The organism is Nitrobacter winogradskyi Nb-255, assembly GCF_000012725.1.
GTDB classification, from domain to species: domain Bacteria; phylum Pseudomonadota; class Alphaproteobacteria; order Rhizobiales; family Xanthobacteraceae; genus Nitrobacter; species Nitrobacter winogradskyi.
The window spans coordinates 645,001-666,763 of sequence record NC_007406.1 but is presented as its reverse complement, the minus strand read 5'-3'; the positions used below and the strand labels follow the sequence as shown (position 1 = coordinate 666,763).

Below are 21,763 nucleotides of genomic sequence, written 5' to 3'. Positions count from 1 at the left end.
AGAACGAAATGATTATTTCACAATATCGGCCTTTTTTAGAATTGCACTGGGAGCATTCATGAGATTCGCGTGACGGCGGCGTCAAGCCTCCTGCGGGCGCAGGAAGGCTTGAACAGGCGCGCCTCAGTGCAGCTTGCGCCTGGGCACCGGCCGCGAGAATGGCTCGATATCAGCCGCCGGCGGCGCCTCGCCATTGAATGTGAGTACGCCGTCCCTGGCTGAAATCACGACCCGGTCGCCGTCGCGGACGGCGCCCGCCAGGATCATTTCAGCCAGCGGATCCTGCACGCTGCGCTGGATCACGCGCTTGAGCGGCCGCGCGCCGTAGGCGGGATCCCAGCCTTTCTCGGCCAGCCGGTCGCGCGCCGCGGAGTCGAGATCGAGCACGATCTTGCGATCCTCCAGCAGCTTTTGCAGCCTCGAGAACTGAATTTCCACGATCCGGCCCATCTCGCTCTTCTGCAACCGATGAAACAGGATGATCTCGTCGACGCGGTTGAGGAATTCGGGACGGAAATGCCCGCGCACCATCTCCATCACCTGCTCGCGCACCGCGCCGGTGTCTTCCCCTTCGGGTTGATTGACCAGGAATTCCGAACCGAGGTTCGATGTCATGATGATCAGCGTGTTGCGGAAATCCACGGTGCGGCCCTGTCCGTCGGTCAGGCGGCCGTCGTCGAGCACCTGCAACAGCACGTTGAACACGTCCGGATGCGCCTTCTCGATCTCGTCGAACAGCACGACCTGATAGGGACGACGCCGCACCGCCTCGGTCAGCGCGCCGCCCTCGTCGTAACCGACATAGCCGGGAGGCGCGCCGATCAGCCGCGCCACCGAGTGCTTCTCCATGTATTCCGACATGTCGATGCGGACCATCGCCGTCTCATCGTCGAACAGATAGGCGGCGAGCGCCTTGGTCAGTTCGGTTTTGCCGACGCCGGTCGGTCCCAGGAACATGAACGAACCCATCGGACGGTTGGGGTCCTGCAAACCGGCGCGGGCACGCCGCACCGCCGTTGACACCGCCCGCACGGCTTCACCCTGCCCCACGACGCGCGCCGCCAAGCTTTCCTCCATGCGCAGCAGCTTCTCCTTCTCGCCCTCGAGCATCTTGTCGACGGGAACGCCGGTCCAGCGTGACACCACCTGAGCGATGCTGTCCGCCGTCACGGTTTCATTCATCATCGTATTGCTTTCGCCGGCCTCGATACTCTGCAGACGCTTTTCGAGTTCGGGAATCCGCCCATAGGCCAGTTCGCCGGCTATCTGATATTCGCCGCGCCGTTGCGCGTTGGCGAGTTCGATCCGCGCCTGATCGAGTTCGCTCTTGAGCCTCGCGGCATCAGACAGCTTGTTCTTCTCGGCGTTCCAGCGCGAGGTCAGGTCCGCCGACCGCTTCTCCAGATCGGCCAGTTCCTTCTCGAGGTTCTCAAGACGCGTTCTGGAGCCGGCGTCGCTCTCCTTCTTCAGCGCCTCCTGCTCGATCTTCAGCCGCACGATCTCGCGGTCGAGCGAATCGAGTTCTTCCGGCTTGGAGTCGACCTGCATCTTGAGCCGCGCCGCCGCCTCATCCACCAGATCGATCGCCTTGTCAGGCAGGAAACGATCGGTGATATAACGGTGAGAGAGCGTGGCGGCCGCGACCAGCGCGCTATCGGCGATGCGGACGCCGTGATGTTGCTCGTACTTGTCCTTGAGACCGCGCAGGATCGAGACCGTATCCTCGACCGTCGGCTCGGACACGAAGATCGGCTGAAAGCGCCTGGCCAGCGCCGCATCCTTCTCGACATGCTTGCGATACTCGTCGAGCGTGGTCGCTCCGACGCAATGCAGTTCGCCGCGCGCCAGCGCAGGCTTCAGCAGGTTGGAGGCGTCCATGGCGCCATCAGCCTTGCCGGCGCCGATCAGCGTGTGCATCTCATCGATGAACAGGACGATGCCGCCATCGGCGGAGGTCACCTCCTGCAGCACCGCCTTGAGCCGCTCCTCGAACTCGCCGCGGTACTTCGCGCCCGCGATCATCGACCCGAGGTCGAGCGCGAGCAGCTTCTTGTCCTTGAGGCTCTCCGGCACATCGCCGTTGACGATACGCAGCGCCAGTCCCTCCGCGATCGCGGTCTTGCCGACGCCGGGCTCGCCGATCAGCACCGGATTGTTCTTGGTGCGCCGCGACAGCACCTGGATGGTGCGGCGGATCTCCTCGTCGCGGCCGATCACCGGATCGAGCTTGCCCTCGCGCGCCGCCTGGGTCAGATCGCGGGCGTATTTCTTCAACGCGTCATAGGCGTTTTCCGCCGTGGCGCTATCCGCGGTCCGCCCTTTGCGCAGCGCGTTGATCGCCGCGTTGAGGTTCTGCGGCGTGACCCCGCCGTCCTTCAGCAATTTGAACGCGTCGCTATCCGCGTCGAGCGACAGGGACTGCAACAGCCGTTCGACGGTAACGAAGCTGTCGCCGGCCTTCCCGGCCGCCTGCTCCGCGGCATCGAACGCGCGCGCCGTCGCCGGCGCGAGATAAATCTGGCCCGCCCCGGCGCCTGACACCTTCGGCATCTTGTCGAGAGCGGCTTCCGTCGCCTTCAGGATCGCGCGCGAATTGCCGCCGGCGCGGTCGATCAGGCTTCCCGCCAGACCTTCGCTGTCATCAAGCAGCACCTTCAGAATATGGAGCGGTGTAAACTGCTGATGGCCTTCACGCATCGCCAGCGATTGCGCCGACTGGATGAACCCGCGCACCCGCTCGGTATATTTTTCAATGTTCATGTGAGTCTCCCCGGCCTGCCGCCCCTGCCCCGAAAGCACAGAAGCAGCATCCTCGTTGCATACGCCGGCCGCATTGACATTCCTCAACCGGCAGCGACCGGCTCGCCGGATCGTTCAATTCGGCCTGCGGCAGATGTAGGAACAGCCTCCCGGAAAATGAAGGGCGTTTGAGATAGCGTCGATGACAAGCCTCGCGAGAATCTTGTAAGGAGCGTCATGTCCGGATCTTCCAAGGCAACCGTTGCGGCGCTTTACCGCTATCCCGTCAAAGGCCTGTCCGCCGAGCCTCTGCGACACACGACCCTGACCCCCGGCGGGACCGTTCCCGGTGACCGTTCCTATGCGATCGAGAACGGTCCGACCGGATTCGATCCTGCCGCGCCCCGGTATTTTCCAAAGTCCAGGTTTCTGATGCTGATGCGCGACGAGCGGCTCGCCACGCTCGAAAGCCGCTATGACGACGCCAGCCGGGTCCTGACAATCCTGACCGGCGGCGAGGAGGCGGCGCGCGCCGACCTCGGTACAGTGGAGGGCCGCGCCGCGATTGAACGGTTCTTCGCTACGACCTTCGCGCAAGAGCTAAAGGGACCGCCTCGGGTTCTCGTCGGCAACGGACACAGCTTTTCGGACGTCGCCAGAAAAGTAGTCTCGATCATCAACCTCGACAGCGTCGCCGCGATCGAACAAATGGTGGGTCAGCCGGTTCACCCGCTACGCTTCCGCGCCAACCTGTACGTCCGTGGCTGGCCGGCCTGGAGCGAACTCGACCGGCTCGGCCACACGCTCGCGATCGGAGACATCAGGCTCAAGGTAGTCAAGCGGATCGTCCGATGCACGGCCACCAACGTCGACCCGGAAACCGGCGCGCGCGATCTCGATATTCCGAACGCGCTGGCGCGAACGCTGGGACATCGCGACTGCGGAATCTATGCGGAAGTCGTTACCGGCGGCACGGTCAGGATCGAGGACGGAATCGAAACGTTTCGGGAATAGGGCGTTTCGCGCAAAGCATGTCCCAGGCAAAGGTAAAACGGCACGGACAACGTCCGTGCCGTTTCGCTTCAGTGCGGCACTACATAGGCGTAGACGCGGCTGCGCGGATAAACCGACTCCGCGACCCGGCGACCATGATTGCCGGATACGACAATGGGGTTGCCGCGCCGATCGACGCCGCTGACGACGCCGACATGACCGCCGCCGCCGCGTCTTGTCATGACGGCGATGGCGCCGACCTGCGGGCCGGAAACCCTGCGGCCGTAATGCGCGAACGAACGCGCCATGTCGGAGCCCGTCCCCTGATGCCCGGCGCGCTTCAGAACCATGTTCATGAATCGCGCGCACCACAACCGGCGACGGCCGGTCGGGTTGCCCCCGATGTAACGGCGAGCTTCGGCAACGATATTCGAGACCAGACCGCCGCCCGAAAATCCGCTCTTCGGCGTAAGCGCGGCGCTGGCGTTCCTCCACCCGCGCGCGTGAGAGCGCCGCGCGTGGCGGTATCGGTGATGACGATACCCATAATGCCGGCGAATATGATGATGGTGCTTATAATGATGAACGTGCGCGTGATGCCCCGCGCGATGATAAGGTCTTGCCGAGGCCGGCATCGCAAATGCAACGACAGCCACGAAACAAACCGCCAGTGCCAAAATACGCGGCATCCAGCGCAACGCAACTAACTGGAACATTCATGCTCCCCTGTGACACCTCCCTATTCCCACCCGCTGCGCGGTGAAATCCGCTCTTTTGTCGTGCTGGGAAAAACGCGGGCGCCTTGTAATCATATGATCGGGCTTTTTGAAGTCATACCTGCATTGCGCGTAACGCATATCTGCATTGCGATAACTGCGCACCGCAGCGCGATATTTCCAAATCATTGACTTAAAATGGAATTTTTTGATCAACTTGTCGTCCAAGCCGTCGCGCGGTCGAGGCCCGCTCTGCCTGCTGCGTCGCAACGCGACCGTCACGCGGATGATCGAACCCCGTTTTGAACGGACTGGACGAAAGGGCGTCTACTCGTCCTGTCCCGGAGTTCTGGCGATCTTCTCCGCGCGGCTGAGCAGAAACACGCCCTGTTCTCCGAACATATTCCAGAACCACCAGGGCGCGTTGAACCGCAGCGGCCGGCCGTAAAGATTAAGCGCGACCGCACGTTCCATCTTCACATTGATCTCGTCGCAGAGTTGGACGAAATCCTTGATGGTGCAAAAATGGATATTCGGCGTGTCGTACCATGTCGCCGGCAGATTGTCCGTGCGCGGCATGTGACCGCCGACCAGAAGCTGAACACGCATCTTCCAGTAGCCGAAATTCGGAAACGACACGACGGCGCGGCGGCCGATCCGCAGCAGATTTTCCAGCACCATTTTCGGCTGCCGCGTGGCCTGCAGGGTCTGTGACAGGATGACGTAATCGAAGGCGTCGTCGGGATAGTTGACGAGATCGGTATCGGCGTCGCCCTGCACCACGGCAAGACCCTTGGCGACACAACGATTGACGCCCTCGCGCGACAGTTCGATGCCGCGGCCGCTGATGCCTCGCGTCTCGAGCAGTTGCAAGAGATCGCCGTCGCCGCATCCGACGTCCAGGACCTTTGAGCCGGGCTCGATCATCTCCGCCAACAGGAGGTGATCGCTGCGATAGCGGTCGACCGGCCGCGAAGCGACCTCATCCAACGGCAGGGACGGCTGCTCCGCGCTCATCTCATCGTTCCGCATCGGCCAGGCCACGGGTTTTTCCAGCCGATTCCAGAAACGCATGCGCGATATCGAAGAACTCGGGAACGTCAAGCAGGAAGGCGTCATGGCCGCGATCGGTCTCGATCTCGGCGAAGGAGACCCGCGCGCCGCCGGCATTGAGCGCATGCACGGTCGCCCGCGATTCGGCGGTCGGAAACAACCAGTCGCTCGTGAACGAAACCACGCAGAACCGGGTGCGGGTCCCGCGAAACGCGGCGGCCAGCACGCCGTCATGATCGGCAGCGATATCGAAATAGTCCATCGCCCGCGTCAGATAGAGATAGCTGTTGGCGTCGAAGCGCTCGACGAATGACGATCCCTGGTGGCGCAGATAGCTCTCCACCTGGAAATCCGCATCGAACGAGAACGTCGGCAGCTCGCGGTCCTGCATCCGCCGCCCGAACTTGCGATGCAGCGCCGCGTCCGACAGGTAAGTAATGTGCGCGGCCATCCGCGCCACGCCAAGACCCCGGCGGGGATGGGTGCCCTGCTCGACATAACGGCCCTCGCGCCAATCGGGATCGGCCATCACCGCTTGCCGCCCCAGTTCATGAAACGCGATGTTCTGCGCGGAGTGGCGCGTGCTGCAGGCGATCGGCAGCGCTGAAAACACCCGCTTTGGATAGGCCACGCACCACTGCAGCACCTGCATGCCGCCCATCGAGCCGCCGACCACCGAAAACAGCGTGTCGATTCCCAGGCGGTCGATCAGCATGGCCTGCGCGCGCACCATGTCGGGAATGGTGATGACGGGAAAGTCCAGACCCCACACCCTGCCGGTCTCGGGATTGGTCGAGGCGGGGCCGGTCGAGCCCATGCAGCCACCGATCACGTTGGAGCAGATAATGAAGTACCTGCTGGTGTCGAGCGGCTTGCCGGGCCCCACCAGCGTCACCCACCAGCCGGGTTTTCCGGTCACCGGGTGAGGGTTGGCCACATGCTGATCCCCGGTGAGGGCATGGCAGATCAGGATGGCGTTGGATTTCGCGGGATTGAGCTTGCCATAGGTCTGGTAGGCGATCTGGAACGGCGCGAGATCGACGCCGCAATCGAGCGGGAGCGGTTGATCGGTATCGAACGTCGCGACCTGCGAGGTAGGATGGTCTGCTTCCTGGGCACGATGCTCGGGGTGAGCCGGGCCCGATATCGATTGCACTTTCACCATCCTGCCGCTGACCTCCGCCGGAGGCTGCGGGAAGCCCCCGGATCGCAGGCCACAAAAAACCCGGCCCGAACTTGGGTTCGGCCGGGATCAGGATTTCGCTGTCCCCGGCCTGTTTAGCGAGTTGTTTAACGTGGCTGCAAGCCGGCCGGCTCAAATGACCACGGAACAGGAGAAAAATAATCCGCGGCGCGCTTCTCGTCAAGAAGCGGATCGGCTGGTGATCGCTTTCTGCATTCGCAACAAGGCTCGCTGAAACGGGATACGAATGTTAGAAGCGGACCGCTGGCCGAGGCTCCTCCATGCGGCCGACAGGTTGCATCCATGACGAAGCCTTCCCCCGCGCCGCGATCCCTGCAGGAACTGCGCAAGGAGATCGACGCCATCGACGAGCAGGTTCACAACCTGCTGATGCGGCGCGGCGACATCATCGACCGCCTGATATCGGTGAAGCAGACCCAGGAGGTCGGCTCAGCGTTCCGGCCGGCGCGCGAGGCCGACATGATGCGGCGGCTGGCGCAGCGTCATCGCGGCATCCTGCCGCTCGACACCGTCGAAAGCATCTGGCGCGTTATCATCGCGACCTTCACCTACGTCCAGGCGCCGTTCTCGCTGCATGCCGATCTGTCGCTCGGCGAATCCGCGATGCGGGATTCCGCGCGTTTTCATTTCGGCTTCACCATACCCTTCGTGCCGCATTTCAATGCGCAGGCCGCCGTGGAAGCGGTGGCGAATGCGAAAGGCGACCTCGGACTCGTCTCGGCGACATCGAGCCGGACGCCATGGTGGCTTGCTCTGGAAGCCGACGGCGCGCCGAGGATCATCGCCCGCCTGCCCTTCATCGAGCGCGCCGATCATCCGGCCGCGCTGCCGGTGTTCGTGATCTCACGAGTTGCCGACGATGCGCGGGTCACGGAAGTGGAGACCTGGAGCGTGCGCGTTTCCGGCTGGAACGCCAATACGGCCCGCACCCTGTCGCCGCTCGCCGAGATTGTCGCCGTGCCCGATACCGCCTTCGACGGCGCGGCGCTATTGGTATCCATTACGGGCGACACCACCCTCGACACGATCAAATCCGCGCTGATCGAGGCCGGCGCGTCGGTGCGCTCGACGGCTCTCGTCGGCAGCCACGCAACGCGCTATACGATGCCCTCGTCCGGCGGGGCCGATCGTCCGTAATGTCCCGCTCGAACGCGCTATAGTCCGGAGCAAATGATGTCCCGACCGGTGCCGAATCCCGGCATTCTCGATATTGCACCCTACACGCCCGGCAAGAGTCCGGCGCCGGAGGCGGGCCGCAAAGTGTTCAAGCTGTCGGCCAATGAAACGCCGTTCGGCCCCTCGCCGAAGGCGATGGACGCTTACCGCGATGCAGTTGCTCACCTTGAAGACTATCCTGAAGGCACCTCACGCGTTCTGCGCGCAGCCATCGGACGCGCCTACGGCCTCGATCCGGACCGCATCATCTGCGGCGCGGGCTCGGACGAGATCCTCAACCTGCTGGCGCACACCTTTCTCAGTCACGGCGACGAAGCGATTTCGACCACGCACGCTTTTCTGGTGTACCCGATCGCGACCATGGCGAACGGGGCGACAAACATCGTCGCGCCGGAGACCGGCTACACCGCCGACATCGACGCAATTCTCGAGCGGGTCACGCCGAAGACCAAGATGGTCTGGCTCGCCAATCCAAACAACCCGACCGGCACCTATCTGCCGTTCGACGAAATCAGGCGACTGCGAGCGGGGCTGCCGCCGCACGTATTGCTGGTGCTCGACGGCGCCTATTCGGATTATGTGTCGCGCAACGATTACGAGTTCGGCATCGAACTGGTGGCGACGACGGAAAACACCGTGCTCACGCACACTTTCTCCAAGATCCACGGCCTCGCGGCGCTGCGGATCGGCTGGATGTTCGGCCCGGCGCATATCGTCGATGCGATGAACCGGATTCGCGGTCCCTTCAACGTCTCGACGCCGGCCATGCTTGCGGCCGCGGCCGCGATCGAGGACACCGCGCACGTCCAGATGACCCGCATGCATACGGAAAAGTGGCGCAGCTGGCTGACGGACGAATTGACAAATCTCGGCCTCAAGGTCACGCCCAGCGTGACCAACTTCATCCTGATCCACTTCCCGGACGCCAGGGGCAGGACGGCGTCCGAAGCTGACGCGTTCCTGACCCGGCGCGGCCTCGTGCTTCGTGCGCTCGACAATTACTGCCTGCCGAATGCGCTGCGCATGACCATCGGCACCGAGGAAGCCAACCGCCTGGTCGCGGACGGCTTGCGCGACTTCATGGCGCGGACATGACCGCAGAACCGTTATTCGGGCGGCTCGCGCTGATCGGATTCGGCCTGATCGGCGGCTCGATCGCGCGCGCCGCGCGTATGCGAGGCGTTGTCGGCGAGATCGTCGCGACGGCGCGCTCCGCCAAAACGCGGGCGCGGGTGATGGAGCTCGGCATCGTCGATCGCGTGGTGGACACCAACGCCGAAGCCACTGACGGCGCCGATCTCGTGATCCTCTGCGTTCCGGTCGGTGCGTGCGGTTCAGTGGCGCAGCAGATCGCGCCTCACCTCAAGCGGGGCGCCATCGTCTCCGACGTCGGATCGGTGAAGGGTGCCGTCGTCCGCGACATCGCCCCGCATTTGCCCGCCGAAGTGCATTTCGTGCCCGCGCACCCCGTGGCCGGCACCGAGCATTCGGGCCCGGATTCCGGCTTTGCCGAACTGTTCATCAACCGCTGGTGCATCCTGACGCCACCGGACGGAACGGACGCCGCCGCCGTCGACAGGTTGCGCGCGTTCTGGACCGCGATCGGCGCCAGGGTCGAGATCATGACCCCCAAGCATCATGACCTTGTCCTGGCGATCACCAGCCATCTGCCGCATCTGATCGCCTACACCATCGTCGGCACCGCGGACGAACTGGGCGAGGTAACATCCTCCGAGGTGATGAAGTTTTCCGCCGGCGGCTTCCGCGACTTCACGCGTATCGCGGCCTCCGATCCCACCATGTGGCGCGACGTATTCCTGACCAACAAGGATGCGGTGCTGGAAATGCTCGGCACCTTCAACGAGGATCTTTCCAAGCTGACGCGCGCCATGCGCCGCGGCGACGGCGAAGCGCTTTTCGAGCACTTTACCCGCACCCGCGCGATCCGCCGCGGCATCGTCGAGATCGGCCAGGATTCCGCGGCTCCCGATTTCGGACGGCTGCAGACCGATGTCCAGAAGACATAGAGCGTTTTCGAGCAAAGCATGCCCTCGGGCATGAGCCGAGGATGGATGACCTGTTCGCGTGAAGAAAACGCGTCAAAACATATCATAGAGCCCCGTTTTACGAGGAATGATGGATACGCAGGTCGGGCCCGCGCATGATCGCCGAGGTGGATATCAGCGCTCGATCAGAACAGCGGCGGCGTCTGGGCGACCTTCAACGGCCCGATGAAGACCGCGCCGGCAACGAACCGCAGCGGGAAGGAGCGCGCCTTTTTGTTTTCCAGCGTCGCTTCCTGACCAATCGCGGCGAGACCCGCGGCGACGCCGACATTGGCGTTTTCGCGCACGGCCCTGCCAAGGCCGGGAATCGCCCGGTCGAGCGCACCGAACAGATTGTCGATATCCTTACTTTTCACGCCGGGCGCGACCTTATCGAGAGTCTCCTGCGGGACGCCCTGCTCCAGCATTTTATCGATTCCGAGCGCTGGGATCATTTTCTCGAAACCGGTCGCTGTCATGTGCAATTCGCCGTCAAGGTGCCCGTCGGCGGTAAGCCCCAGCGAACCCGCGGCGATCGCGATCAGATCGCCCTGCTGGATCCGCGACTGCCTGATCTCGATACGGCCGCCGGCCGCCTGCAATTCACGAAACCGTACCGGCCAGGGTTTTGGCGTGAAATCCTTCAGCCCGTGAACGATCGCGCCGACCTCGGCATTGAACGGTTGCGTCAGCACCGGGTGAATGTCCGAAAGAGTGGCTCCGCTCAACTCCACGGCGGTCTCGATCATGGGCTTGTCCAGTGTGGACTTCTCCGCGGTGCGGCCGTGAAGCTCCACATGGGCGGCGCGTGCGGCCGGTGTCCGAACCGATTCCACCATGCGGTCGATCGCAAGGTCGTCGAAAACGATATCCGCGCTCTTCGGCGTATCGGGCAGTCCGACGATGCTGCTGCGCCCGACACGCCAATCGACGACCATCACCGGCTGACCGTGGCGGGAGAGCGTCGCAGGCGCCTTGAACTCCGCGATCAGCAGCCTGGGCGTGTAGATCTGCGCGATCACCAGGATGTCCCCGAGGCGCGCGGTCAAGGGAGGCATCTGCGCCGCGGCCTGCTCGGCTGTCTGCGACCTCAGCTCGACGGTCGCATCCTCGCAGCGGACCTCAAGACGGAACGGAAATCCGGCGACCGTCCGCTTGGCGCAATCATAGATGCGTCCGGACGCCGCTTCGCGCGCCCGCCAGGCATCAACAGTCTGATCGACCTGCGAGGCCGCATAAAACCAGAACGCGCTCCAGGCGGCGGCGGCGATGACCACCAGCACGGGCATGACGAAAATGGGCCAAAGACGGTACTTGCTGGAGGCGTTGTTGGCAGCATTCATGCGGAAGGCGGGCTCTTGGTGGGCCGGGTCGGCGGGGTCTTCGACCATAGTCGCGCGACGCCGGCAAAACCAGCCCCTTTCGGTTTCGCTTCGCCTGGGGGCGCGGCTCTGTTAAAGCATTGTTCGGCGACGCGAGACTCCCGGTTGGCCGTCAAAAATCCTTATTTCTAATGGCTCGTGCGTATCCTGATCATACAAAACATGACGGAATACGCCCTGAGCAGGGCGCGATGAGCGTGCAGCGACAATTTGAAACGGCTTTCGACAGTTCCGGCAACGATCTCTGGATATTTGCCTACGGTTCGCTGATGTGGAGACCCGGATTCGATTTCGCCGAGCAGGTTCCGGCGCGGCTGATCGGCGAGCACCGGGCGCTCTGCGTCTATTCGTTCGACCATCGCGGGACGCCCGAGAGACCGGGGCTGGTTCTCGGGCTCGACCGGGGGGGCGCCTGCCGGGGCATCGCATTCCGGGTTGCGGCCAGCCGGCGCGAGGCAACGATCGCATATTTGCGGGAGCGCGAGCAGACCACCCACGTCTACCGCGAGGTGACGCGCTCCGTCTGGCTGGAGGACGACGCGCGACGGCGGGTCAGCGCGCTCGCTTATGTGGTCGATCGCGGTCACGTCCAGTATGCCGGTCGGCTGACTCTGGCGGACCAGGCCCGTTACGTCCGGCAGGGGCACGGCCGCTCCGGACATAACCGGGACTATGTCCTGTCGACCGTGAGGTCGATCGAGTCACAGGGCTTTCGCGACCTAAAGCTGCACCAGCTGGCTGAACTGCTGCACAACGATACGCCGATGCCGAGGTAGGCGCGCCGCCGCGGAGGCGTCGAACGGAAACCGTGGTTATCTCTTGGGAATATCTTCGCTCTGGAGCATGATCTTATCCGAAAACCGATTTCTACTTTGCGCTGACGCGGCCCTTCGGGTCGGGATCATGCTCTACCCCCGCCCGCTCCCGCGTCCTTCACCCGACCCGACAGCCGCGCCTGCTCGCGCCGCCCCGCCTCGACCAGGGACGCGGTCGCTCCCTCGATCGATGCCGTCAGGCGCGACATGAATTCATCACGCCGCAAACCCTGCGGCAGCGGATCGAGGAATTCGACCGTGATCGTTCCCGGATAGCGCAGGAACGTCCGGCGCGGCCAGCACAGGCCGGAGTTGAGGGCCACCGGAACACAGGGCACGCCGCCTTCGGCATAGATCATGGCGACGCCGCTCTTGTAGGACGGCGGGGCTCCGATCGGGCGTCGCGTTCCTTCCGGAAAAATAACAAGCTGGCGGCCGAGACGCACCTGCTCCCGCGTCATCCGGACCAGCATCTTCAGCGAGCGCAGGCCGGCCTTGCGGTCGATGCCGATCATTCCCGTCTTCAGCAGATACCAGCCGAAGAACGGAATCCATGTCAGCTCGCGCTTGAGGATGAAGACCGGCTGATCGATGAGGCTGAAAAGGGCGAAAGTCTCCCACGTCGACTGATGCTTGGAGGCGAAAATCAGCGGACCTTTCGGAATTTTCCCGGTGCCGAGAATTTTGACGCGCGTGCCGCAGATGACGCGCATCAGCCAGATGTTCCAGCGCCCCCAGGCCTTCGCCATCCTGACGAGCACCGCGCGCGGCATCAGGAATGTCGGCAGCGCGGCAACCATCCAGATCGCCATCGTCACATAGAACAGAATGTTGAAAACCAGCGAGCGCAGAAAGATGGAAATCATCACGCATCCAGTTGCGGGGCGTTATTTGGCGCATTCTAGGGCCTTTTCGGTTCTGATTGAATCAGAAGCGAAGGCCCTTCAGCCCGAGGCCGGCCGTCGTGGCTGGATCGCGCCGGTCGACTGATCCGCGTTTTCGGGCGGGAGTTCGAGGTCGAGGCCAAGATGAGCCAGCCGAACCCGCGCCTCGGCGGCGAGGTATTTGACATACTCCGATAGCAGGAGCCGCAAGGTCGCGCCGCTTGTCCACCATGGCTCCTCGCGCCACTTTTCGCCAATGACCGCGAACGGAATCAAGGTGACATCAGGCATCGCATGCGACAGTTCGACGATGGCGCGAGGCATATGGTAGTTGGATGTCACCACGATCAGTGAGCGGAAGCCTTGCCCGTCGACCCAGCGCCGCGTCTCGCTTGCGTTGCTCCGGGTGTTGACCGCGGAGCGATCGAGATCGACGCAACACGTCAGAAGCCGCTGGCTGTCCGGCAGCGAGCGCGAAATATCGCTGACCCCGTTCGTCGGATGAACGCCCGAAATCAGCAGCCGCTTGCCGTAGCCGCCGGCCAGCAGATCAACGGCATCGGAAATCCGCGACGAGCCGCCGGTGAGCACCACAATGCCGTCCGCGTTAGCCGCGGGCTTTGTCTCCACCCCCCGCAGCTGCGACAGAAATCCGACGAAGCCGACCGCCGCCCCGACAAAGGCGATTCCGGCGGCGGCAACCAGGGTCGCAAGCAGCATACCGCGCCGGCGGCCCGGCGCCCGGCGAGGAGCTTCCACATTGTCGTGACGTGCTTCTTTACTCATACATTCGGTGTCCCTGGCCCCCGATTTTAATGCGTTTTGGGGCGAAGTGGAGTCCGGCAGCGTCAGAATGGCGCATTCGTCCAGAGCGGCCGCTCAATCGATCTCATCAAGCGTCGCGAACAACGTGCGGCGGGACGCAAAGGCGGTGATCGCCGCAATCAGGATCGTCTGGCCCGCCAGCACCAGATAGCCGGAAGGGCGCAGCGAGAACGTGCCGAGCAACGCCGCAAACTGATCCCCCACCGGCGTTCCCGAGAACCAGTTCGCGATCGATTCGGAGAACCCGAACATCAGCATCGCGGCGACGCACCCGATCACGCCGCCCCTCAGCCCGAGCCGCAGGAAGTGGCGCAGGAAGTGATTGGCGATGTATCGGTCGCTCGCTCCGACGAAATGCAGCACCTCGACGATCGGACGATTGGCCGCCATCGCCCCCCGGGTCGCGAACGATACCGAGATAATGGTCGCAATGATAACCAGCGCGAGAACGCCGATACCGGCGAACACGGTCGCGTTGGTCATCGATCGCATCCGGTCGATCCAGGCGCGATGATCGTCCACGCTGGTCGAGGGCGCCAGTTGCGTCACGCGGCTGCGAAGCCCTTCCAGATCGAGCCTGGTTCCGGGCGCTGCGCGCGCGACGATCATGCGCGGCACCGGCAGATCGTCGAGCGACAGCCCGCTGCCGAGCCAGGGCTCAAGCAGCTTGGCCGACTCCTCCCTGGTGTACGGCCTGACATCGAGGATCCCCGGCTGCTCGCGGGTCGCGGCGGCGGCGGCCGCGACATCCTGCTCGAGATCGCGGCCGGCGGCGGGACGTACCTGGAGGGTGATTTCGCTCGCGACTTCCGACTGCCATTCCGAGGCCGAAGCGTTGATCAGAAGCACCGCCCCGGTGGTGATCGACGCCAGAAACGTCATGATGGCGACCACGGCCACCAGCGCGCGGCCGGCGATCGACGCACGCGGCACGATCGGCGACATGTTGCGCGCGCGGACCGGCACCTGAGGGCGCTCGCGCCCGAGATCCATCAGCACATCGTGGCCGTCCCCTGCCTTACTCATAGATATGCAGCCGCCCCTGATGCAGCACCAGCCGCCGCGCGTCGTACTGATCCATCAGGGCGATGTCGTGGGTGGCGATGATGACCGCCGTGCCGGACTTGTTCAGCTCGATGAACAGCCGAAGCAAACGTTGCCCAAGCGTCGGATCGACGTTGCCGGTCGGCTCGTCCGCCAGCAGAAGCTGCGGCCGCGCGATCACCGCGCGAGCGATCGCCGCGCGCTGCTTCTCCCCCCCTGACAGGACCGGCGGCAGCGCATCCATCCGCTCGCCGAGCCCCACCCACTTCAGAAGATCGATCACTTCGCGACGGTAGGTCGACTCCTCGCGGCCCATGACCCGGAACGGCAACGCGACATTCTCGTAGGTGGTCATGTGGTCGAGCAGACGAAAGTCCTGCAACACGATCCCGATACGCTTGCGCAGGTCGGCGATCGCATCCTTGCTCTGCAGCGAGACGTCCTGACCGAACAGGTTGACGAGCCCCCTCGTCGGCCGCAGCGACAGAAACAGAAGCCGCAGCAGGGAGGTTTTTCCCGCGCCCGACGGGCCGCTGAGAAACTGAAAGGAGCGGGCGGGAAGATGAAAGCTGATGTCACGCAAAATCTCCGGGCCGAGCCCGTAACGCAAGCCGACATTTTCGAACCGGATCAAGCCTTGTGTCCCGATTTCCTGGTTCGCGTGAGGACGCGTCAAATCAAGATCATGGAGCCCCCGCAATCGTCCTTTTGTGCGTCGGTTATGGTTTCCGATTCGTTAACGGTCGGCGCGTAGATTTCGTACAGCGTTACTTCTGGCGATTCGTCCATGCACATTGTCTGTCCCCACTGTACGACATCCTATGCGGTCGACCCCGCAAAGCTCGGCGGAAAGGGCCGCATCGTCCGCTGCTCGCGCTGCAAGGAAACATGGCGGGCGACGCCGGACAATATCGCCAGGGTTCGCGTCCCCACGATGGCGGGAGCGGACGAGATGGCGGGATGGACCGACCCTCCCGACGCCGGCGAGATGCCGTCGATCGACAGTCCGTCGATCGCCAGCGATTTGCCGGAATCTCCCGAAACCCGAATGCCGCAACAGAACCTTGCCGTCGCCAGGACGCCGCCGGCCCGGCAGGACAACACCCCCCGGGACAATACGACTCGGGATAACAAACGCGCGCTTTCCATTGCCTCGCGGTTCCGCGACCGGCTCAGGTCCTTATTCGTCTTTCACCGGCCGACGATCACCCTGAACACCTTCTGCGTTGCGATGGCCCCCCTTGTGCTGGCTCTTGTGATCTGGCGCGTCGACATCGTGCGCCTGCTTCCGCAAACCGCAACGTTCTACCGGCTCGCCGGACTGGAAGTGAACCTGCGCGGATTGGCGTTCAAGGACGTCACCACCTCGACCGAAACCGTCGACGGGAAGCAGGTTCTGGTGATCGAGGGCATGATCGCGGCGCAAACCCGCAAGCCGGTCGAACTGCCGCGCCTGCGCTTCAGCATCCGCGACGCGCATGAAACGGAGATCTACGCGTGGAACGCGGTTCTAGAGCAGCCCGCGCTCAAGCCTGGTGAAAACATCTGGTTCCGGACACGGCTGGCGTCGCCGCCACCTGAAGGCCGCAGTATCGATGTTCGCTTCTTCAACCGGCAGGATCTTGCCGCCGGAAATGGAGCCTAACCGATGGCGCGGGTACTGATCGCCGACGACGAGGACTCGATGCGCTCGCTGGTCGCCCGCGCCATCGCCATGGACGGCCACGAGATCGTGACCGCGGCTGACGGCGCCGAAGCGCTGGATATTCTATCAGCCGACGCACACACCTTCGATCTGCTGCTCACCGACATCAAGATGCCGATCATGGATGGCATCGCGCTGGCGCTTGCCGCCGCGCGCGATTTTCCCGGCCTGATCATCCTGCTGATGACAGGTTTCGCCGATCAGCGCGAGCGCGCGTCGGGCCTCAACGCCATCGTGCATGATGTCGTCACCAAGCCGTTTTCGGTGGCCGATATCCGCGCCGCGGTCGCGGGCGCGCTGACGACGCAGACCGGCGGAACGATCAGTAGTCCTTGAGCAGCCGATCGATGTAATCGAGTTCGATCTTCGGCCGTGACGGATCGGCGAGGCGGCGGCGCAACTCTTCGAGAATGCGGCGGACCCGCTGAACATCGATCTCGCCGGGAATCCTGACTGTCGTCTCGTTGCCGAACTCGCGACCCCGCAACGGCCGCCCCAGCGGGTCGGTCTGACCGCCGCTCTGCCGGCCCGCACGACCACCCGACCCGTCTTCGCCCTGCTGCATGGCTTCGGCGAGGCTCCGGGCGCCCTTGCGCAGCGCGTCGAGCGCCCGGCCCTGCGCGTCGACCGCGCCATCGGCGTTACCCTCGCCAAGCCGGCCGCCCGCCTGGCCCATTGCCGAATCGGCCTGGCCGAGATCGTCGTCCGGCTGGCTCGATCCCATGCCGCGCCGGGCGAGTTCCTGCTGCAATGTCTTGAGCCTGTCATGCAGGGCCTTTTGATCCTGCTGCAGGCCGCCCATGCCATTCTGACCGCCGCGCTCTTGGCCGTCATCGTCATCGCGCCGCGAATCCATGCCTTGCTTGTAGGTTTTGTCGCGCAACTGCTGCTGCTTGCGGATCATGTCGCCGAGTTCATTCAGCGACTGTTGCAGGTCCTCGCCCGCTCCCTCGCCCTGGCCCGGCTGCGCCATCTGCAAATTCTCAAGCATCTGCTGCAATTGATCGAGCAATTGCCTGGCGGCTTCCTTGTCGCCGGAGCGGGACAGACGCTCCATGCGCTCGATCATGTTGTCGAGATCCTGCGGACGCATCACCTTACCGTTGGGGTCGAGCGGACGCGCCAGTTGCTCCGGATTGTTGCGCATCTGTTCGGCCAACTGGCGCAGGTAATTATCCAGCGCCGCGCGCAGGTTCTCGGTGAGCTTCCTGATCTCCTCATCGCTCGCGCGGCGCTCCAAGGCCTCCTTCAAGGCATCCTGCGCGGCACGCAGCGCCTTCTCCACATCGGTGATGTTGCCGTCCTCGATGCTGACGGCGAGCCCCCAGAGACTGGCGACGACTTCTCGCAACTGGGCGTCGATGCGCGCTTCCTCAAGCTGCTTCGTGACGCTGTAAAGACCGAGATACTCGCCCGCCCTGGGAGTAAACACCTCGGGCGCGATCAGCAGAGCACCGAGCGCGGTATGGACCTGCCTGTTCTGATTGGCGTCCAGCGCCAGGATGCGACGCTGCTCGATCAGCGCGCGCGCAAGCGGTTTGGTGAACACGCGTTCCGGCAGGCGCAGGTCGAGCGGTTCGCTGCGACCCTCGTTTCCGGCGTCATCGCGCGCCGTCAGCGTCAAGGTCACTTCGGCGCCCGCGTAGGGACTTTCGCTCAGATCCTGAACCGTCTGCCCGATGCCGCTACGGGGCCTGGCGTTCGGCAGCACCAGCGCGAATTGCGGCGGATCGAACAGCGGGCGCGCGGCCGTCCCATCGTTTACAGCGGATGCGGGCCGGGCCGAGAATGCCGCATGGGCTTCGGTCACGCCGTAATCGTCCTCCAGGCGGTAGGACATCTGCAACGATCCGCGCGCCTGGCGTTCCGGCCGCTTGGCCAGCGAAATGGCCGGGGCGCGATCGGCAATCGCGCTGAAAGTCCATCGCGGCTGCCCCAACGGCGCACGCACCTGAGCCGCGCCATCCGCGGCAATGATGAAATGCCGCTCGCTCGCGCCTTCCGCGGGCTTGTCGGCGACAGCCTTCTCGGTCACACCGCCGCTGAGCGCGACGTCGAGACTGCCGCCGCTCGAACGCACGATCAGCGTGCTGCCCGCAGGCACTGGAAGCGCGGTATCGGACGGATTGGCGTCCTTGCCGGTCGCCGACAGGATGATGGGCGGCTTGCCGGTATAAGGCGGCGGAGCCACCCAGGCATCGACCCTGACATGAGCCGAGGTCAGCGCGCCATTCCTGTCGAACGCCGCAGCGACACGCTCGGTCCGCTCGCCGCCCGCCGCGATGAAAGTGGCGACCATCAGCACCATCACCAGCGCTCGCAGGGCCCAGCGGTCATGCAGCGGCAGCCGCGGCGACGGCAGCCCCGCGCGAAGACGCTTGATCGCGGTCAGCGTGCGGGCGCGCTGCGCCTGCCACAAAGCCTGCGCAACCGGATCCCGGGTCGCCAGCGTGTCGGCGAGCGCGGTGACGGGACGATGGCGAAGGCCGGCGCCGCGGTCGAGCCGGTTCAATCCGTCCTCGCGGCTGGGCCAGCGGAACCTGACGGCAGGCACCGCCGCCGCGACGGCGAGCAGAACAAATGCGGCAAGAGCAACGGCGCGCACCCAAGCCGGCAGAACCAGCCAGGCCCCGGCCCAGGAAATCGCCAGAAACAGCCCGCCGACGCAAAGCAGCCGCGCAAGATGCGGCCAGCCCCTTTCCCACGCGATCACCCACCTGGCGCGCCGCAGGGCGCGCGTCAGTTCAACTCCCGCCAACGCACGCGGATCGTCATCCTGACGGGATGGATCGGGGGTAACGCCGCTCAACTCGTTCTCCGCGCTGCTGAAGCTAGAACAACCCCGCTCCCGATTGAATCAGAAGCGAAGCTCCAGATTGTTGTTGGACGCGTTTTCTTCACGCGAACCGGTAACCGCATCGCTGTAAAACGCCGCCAAACAGCATCCTACCACGGCGGCGGCAATGAGGCATCGGCGGACGGCGTGACCGCCGGGTTTCAGACCGGAGCCGCTCTTTGCGCGAAACAGGTCAATCGAAAAGGCCCGGCGTGTGATTGACGATCGCGCCCTCGATGGCGAGCATTCTCAGCTTGGTCGTGACGCCGTCGCTCGCCGAGAAACCTCCCGGCCTGTCGCCGGCGGCAAGCACGCGATGGCACGGCACCACGATCGGACACGGATTACGGCCGAGCGCCTGACCGACATCGCGCGACAGCTCAACGCCGCCAAGGCGTTTGGCGATGTCGCCATAGGTCATCGTGCTGCCTTGGCGGAATGGTCCGTGCGATGTCGTAAACGCGGCGATCGAATTCGCCTACGCTGTCGAGAGCGAGCACCACACCGGATAAATCGATCGGCTTACCCTCAAGCAACGCGATCACGCCGTCGATCGCGGCCCGCACGACGGCGGGCGGAGCCGCCTCCGCGAGGCTCCGATAACGCTGGCGAAGGCGCATCCGGGTCTTGTCTTCCTCCGGCAGCGGCAGTTGCACCGCTTCGATGCCGTGCGCGGTCCAGACCATACCGCAGATTCCGATCGCGGTTCGAACAGCGCGAACCCGCGATCATTTGGCGGTTCACTCACGGATCGCTCCGTCGCAAACTGAAGTCCTTCACCGCCTCACGGAAGTGGAGAAAGACTCCAGCATTTTGATCTGGCGCGTTTTCTTTACGCGAACCGGATTCCACCTCGCTCGAAAACGCCACAGCGCATTCCTGCGTTGGGTCGCGCCTTGAGAAAACCCCGTGATCACGCCTGCTCCGGCGGGTGGGTATACCGCGAGGCTGAATGTCAGGCGGCGACCGCGCGCTCCATCGCCACTTCCGCCTTGAGGTGGTCGACATCCCGGTAGATCGAAGAGACCGCCAGCACGCGCCCCAGATGCTTGTAGCGCAGCAGGCAATCCCGGTCAGCGACACTACCCTCGACCTCGATCTGGTCCCACTTCAACGCGTGGCCGACATAATTGATCGGCACATCATAATGCTGGCTCCAGAAGAACGGCACAGCGTCATACTTTTCGCGGTGTCCCAGCATGTTGCGCGCGGCCACCTGCCCCTGGCGCTGCGCCACCACCCAGTGCTCGACCCGGATGTTCTCCCCGAACCGCGGATCGGGCCAGCGCGCGATGTCACCGGCCGCAAAGATTCCGGGCGCGCTTGTTTCCAGGTACTGGTTGACGAGCACGCCGCGGTCGATCTTCAATCCCGCCTTCTCCGCAAGCTCCAGGCGCGGCTTCACGCCGACGCCGAAGACGACGAAATCGGCTTCCAGCGTTTCGCCGCTGCTGATTGTCACCTTCTTCTCGCCGATCGCTGTGACTGTATTCTCCAGGTGGAAGATCACGCCATGTTCCTCGTGCAGCGAACGGACGAAATCGCCCATTTCCGCGCCGAGGATGCGCTCCATCGGACGGGACTCAGGGGCGACGACATGGACCTCGATCCCGCGGGCGCGCAACGAGGCCGCGACCTCCAGGCCGATGAAACTCGCACCGATGACAACCGCCCGGTTGGCCGATTTGGCTCCATCAATGATGGCGCGGCAATCCGCGAGCGAGCGCAGCGTATGGACATGCGAAAGATTGGCGCCGGGAATCGGCAGCCTGACCGGCTCGGCTCCGGTCGCCAGAAGCAGCCGATCGTAGCCAATGACATCGCCGTTGATCGAAAGCTGGCGCGCGGACGGATCGATGGCGGTAACGGTCGTGCGCAGCCGCAGATCGATGCCGGCCTGCTGGTAGAAATCATCGGGACGCAGCGGGAGCCAGTCTTCCGGCGCGGAACCGGCGAGGTAGTCCTTCGACAGGTTCGGCCGGTCGACCGGCGGCGCATCGTCGCTGCTCAGCATCACGATGCTGCCTGCGTAGTCCTGACGGCGCAGCATCTCAGCGGCCGCAAAACCCGCCGCGCCGCCGCCGACGATGACGATCTTGCCGGGGTGATCAGGCTTCGCGATCCTGACCGCCGGCCGCGCTCGCTTCTCGCGAACAAAAATCCGGCCGTCACGTTGCTCGACCTGCCAGACATCGAGCGCGTTGAAGGCCGGCGCGCAGGTCGCTTCCCCGGTGCGGAGATCGAAGCAGGCATGATGCCATGGACAGCGGACGGTGCCGTCGACAACGATCCCGTCAGCAAGCGGTCCGTGGTAATGGCTGCAATGAGCGTCGATCGCGAAAATCC

General features: G+C 64.1%; 18 protein-coding genes, 1 pseudogene and 1 riboswitch (1 of these 20 cut by a window edge). Of the genes and pseudogenes, 7 read left to right on the top strand and 12 right to left on the bottom strand.

Annotation, left to right across the window (positions count from 1 at the left end):
• Window positions 1-123: 123 nt before the first annotated feature.
• Window positions 124-2,760: an ATP-dependent chaperone ClpB gene (clpB, locus tag NWI_RS03070; RefSeq protein WP_041344703.1), complete on the bottom strand. Its 2,637-nt coding sequence runs from the start codon at window positions 2,758-2,760 to the stop codon at window positions 124-126.
• A 216-nt stretch (window positions 2,761-2,976) separates the two neighbouring features.
• Here clpB and NWI_RS03065 point away from each other — a divergent pair, with 216 nt between their 5' ends.
• Complete coding sequence (locus NWI_RS03065; RefSeq protein WP_011313916.1) at window positions 2,977-3,753, top strand: MOSC domain-containing protein; 777 nt, start codon at window positions 2,977-2,979, stop codon at window positions 3,751-3,753.
• Between the two features lie 68 nt (window positions 3,754-3,821).
• On the opposite strand, the gene NWI_RS03060 is transcribed toward NWI_RS03065, so the two are convergent.
• The 3 genes from NWI_RS03060 to metX form a co-directional block, all read right to left on the bottom strand.
• A complete protein-coding gene (locus tag NWI_RS03060) occupies window positions 3,822-4,448 on the bottom strand; it encodes a TIGR02594 family protein (RefSeq protein WP_011313915.1) in 627 nt (208 codons plus the stop codon).
• 327 nt (window positions 4,449-4,775) lie between these two features.
• Window positions 4,776-5,465, bottom strand: coding sequence for a methionine biosynthesis protein MetW (gene metW, locus NWI_RS03055; protein WP_011313914.1), 690 nt, complete (start codon window positions 5,463-5,465; stop codon window positions 4,776-4,778).
• 1 nt (window position 5,466) lies between these two features.
• Window positions 5,467-6,666, bottom strand: coding sequence for a homoserine O-acetyltransferase MetX (gene metX / locus NWI_RS03050; protein WP_011313913.1), 1,200 nt, complete (start codon window positions 6,664-6,666; stop codon window positions 5,467-5,469).
• 92 nt (window positions 6,667-6,758) lie between these two features.
• Window positions 6,759-6,838: riboswitch (SAM riboswitch) on the bottom strand.
• Between the two features lie 149 nt (window positions 6,839-6,987).
• Between metX and NWI_RS03045 the strand changes: the two genes are divergently transcribed.
• From NWI_RS03045 to NWI_RS03035, 3 genes are read left to right on the top strand one after another with little or no spacing between them, the layout of a single operon-like run.
• Window positions 6,988-7,842: a chorismate mutase gene (locus NWI_RS03045; protein ID WP_011313912.1), complete on the top strand. Its 855-nt coding sequence runs from the start codon at window positions 6,988-6,990 to the stop codon at window positions 7,840-7,842.
• 36 nt (window positions 7,843-7,878) lie between these two features.
• Entirely contained in the window at window positions 7,879-8,976 is a 1,098-nt protein-coding gene (gene hisC, locus NWI_RS03040) for a histidinol-phosphate transaminase (RefSeq protein WP_011313911.1), read from the top strand.
• Window positions 8,973-9,908, top strand: coding sequence for a prephenate/arogenate dehydrogenase family protein (locus NWI_RS03035; RefSeq protein WP_011313910.1), 936 nt, complete (start codon window positions 8,973-8,975; stop codon window positions 9,906-9,908). Before hisC ends, NWI_RS03035 begins: the two co-directional genes overlap by 4 nt.
• A gap of 164 nt (window positions 9,909-10,072) precedes the next feature.
• On the opposite strand, the gene NWI_RS03030 is transcribed toward NWI_RS03035, so the two are convergent.
• Entirely contained in the window at window positions 10,073-11,269 is a 1,197-nt protein-coding gene (locus NWI_RS03030) for a DUF2125 domain-containing protein (RefSeq protein ID WP_041345333.1), read from the bottom strand.
• A 230-nt stretch (window positions 11,270-11,499) separates the two neighbouring features.
• Between NWI_RS03030 and NWI_RS03025 the strand changes: the two genes are divergently transcribed.
• Window positions 11,500-12,084, top strand: a complete 585-nt coding sequence (locus tag NWI_RS03025; protein ID WP_011313908.1) for a gamma-glutamylcyclotransferase — start codon at window positions 11,500-11,502, stop codon at window positions 12,082-12,084.
• Between the two features lie 125 nt (window positions 12,085-12,209).
• On the opposite strand, the gene NWI_RS03020 is transcribed toward NWI_RS03025, so the two are convergent.
• The 4 genes from NWI_RS03020 to ftsE form a co-directional block, all read right to left on the bottom strand.
• Window positions 12,210-12,989 carry a lysophospholipid acyltransferase family protein gene (locus NWI_RS03020; protein WP_011313907.1) on the bottom strand — a complete coding sequence of 260 codons (780 nt, stop codon included), beginning with the start codon at window positions 12,987-12,989 and terminating at the stop codon, window positions 12,210-12,212.
• A gap of 78 nt (window positions 12,990-13,067) precedes the next feature.
• Complete coding sequence (locus tag NWI_RS03015) at window positions 13,068-13,793, bottom strand: YdcF family protein (RefSeq protein ID WP_011313906.1); 726 nt, start codon at window positions 13,791-13,793, stop codon at window positions 13,068-13,070.
• Window positions 13,794-13,886: 93 nt separating this feature from the next.
• Window positions 13,887-14,858, bottom strand: a complete 972-nt coding sequence (locus tag NWI_RS03010) for a cell division protein FtsX (RefSeq protein ID WP_041344701.1) — start codon at window positions 14,856-14,858, stop codon at window positions 13,887-13,889.
• Entirely contained in the window at window positions 14,851-15,510 is a 660-nt protein-coding gene (ftsE, locus tag NWI_RS03005; RefSeq protein ID WP_011313904.1) for a cell division ATP-binding protein FtsE, read from the bottom strand. Before ftsE ends, NWI_RS03010 begins: the two co-directional genes overlap by 8 nt.
• 153 nt (window positions 15,511-15,663) lie before the next feature.
• Here ftsE and NWI_RS03000 point away from each other — a divergent pair, with 153 nt between their 5' ends.
• Together NWI_RS03000 and NWI_RS02995 are read left to right on the top strand one after the other, a co-directional pair.
• Window positions 15,664-16,521 (top strand): MJ0042-type zinc finger domain-containing protein, encoded by an 858-nt coding sequence (locus tag NWI_RS03000; RefSeq protein WP_011313903.1) that lies wholly within the window; start codon window positions 15,664-15,666, stop codon window positions 16,519-16,521.
• Window positions 16,522-16,524: 3 nt separating this feature from the next.
• A complete protein-coding gene (locus NWI_RS02995) occupies window positions 16,525-16,917 on the top strand; it encodes a response regulator (protein ID WP_011313902.1) in 393 nt (130 codons plus the stop codon).
• Here the strand turns inward: NWI_RS02995 and NWI_RS02990 are convergent.
• From NWI_RS02990 to NWI_RS02980, 3 genes and pseudogenes are all read right to left on the bottom strand, one after another.
• Window positions 16,904-19,390 (bottom strand): TIGR02302 family protein, encoded by a 2,487-nt coding sequence (locus NWI_RS02990; protein ID WP_011313901.1) that lies wholly within the window; start codon window positions 19,388-19,390, stop codon window positions 16,904-16,906. The genes NWI_RS02995 and NWI_RS02990 overlap by 14 nt on opposite strands.
• Window positions 19,391-19,610: 220 nt before the next feature.
• Window positions 19,611-20,165 (bottom strand): annotated as a pseudogene (locus NWI_RS02985) (methylated-DNA--[protein]-cysteine S-methyltransferase).
• Between the two features lie 207 nt (window positions 20,166-20,372).
• On the bottom strand, window positions 20,373-21,763 hold the 3' portion of the coding sequence (locus NWI_RS02980; protein WP_011313898.1) for an FAD-dependent oxidoreductase. 130 nt of this gene lie beyond the right edge of the window; only the last 1,391 of its 1,521 coding nucleotides appear in the window; its start codon lies beyond the right edge, outside the window; the stop codon is at window positions 20,373-20,375.